1 pseudogene is annotated in these 577 nt (G+C 56.5%); it reads left to right on the top strand.

The window, feature by feature from the left end:
• Window positions 1–222: 222 nt before the first annotated feature.
• A pseudogene (locus D1646_RS21335) lies at window positions 223–501 on the top strand (MobA/MobL family protein); the annotation flags it as partial.
• Between the last annotated feature and the right edge of the window lie 76 nt (window positions 502–577).

The raw sequence follows: 577 nt of genomic DNA, 5'->3' as shown, positions 1-577 counted from the left end.
CGGGGACGAGGGATAGTCCGTCATTTATGACGGCGCACTTATACACCGTTCCGGTGTCGTGCGCCCTGCCGGGGGCTTGTTGCGTCCTGCGGACGCGATGGGGAAGTACCTTCCCCAAACCCCATATGCGCCAGCAAAAACGGAACACCCGCTTTGCGTCTGTTCCGTTTCCGCTGGCCTGTTATCCCCCACCACCGACTGCGGAGGAAGGAGGCCGATCACATAGCAATTTTTCACTGTCCTATTCAGATCATCAAGCGGAGCGTGGGCCGTTCGGCTGTTGCTGCCGCCGCTTACCGGAGCGGCGAACGGCTGACAAACGAGTGGGACGGACGAACCCACGACTTCACCCATAAACCCGGTATTGTTCACAAAGAAATCATGCTGCCCGCCCACGCCCCACCAGAGTTTCAAGACCGCTCCACCCTCTGGAACTCCGTGGAGCAAATCGAGAAATCCAGTGACGCCCAGCTTGCCCGCGAAATCGAAGTTGCCCTTCCTGATGTGGTATAAAAAAAGTTGACACCTTTTCCTCAAGGGAGTAGAAAAAAGAGAAGAAGAAGGAGGCGGAAAAGGC

This window comes from Pseudoflavonifractor sp. 60, assembly GCF_009911645.1.
Lineage (GTDB): Bacteria > Bacillota > Clostridia > Oscillospirales > Oscillospiraceae > Lawsonibacter.
Note: the sequence above shows the minus strand (reverse complement) of the source record. Positions and strands in the feature narration are given on the sequence as shown.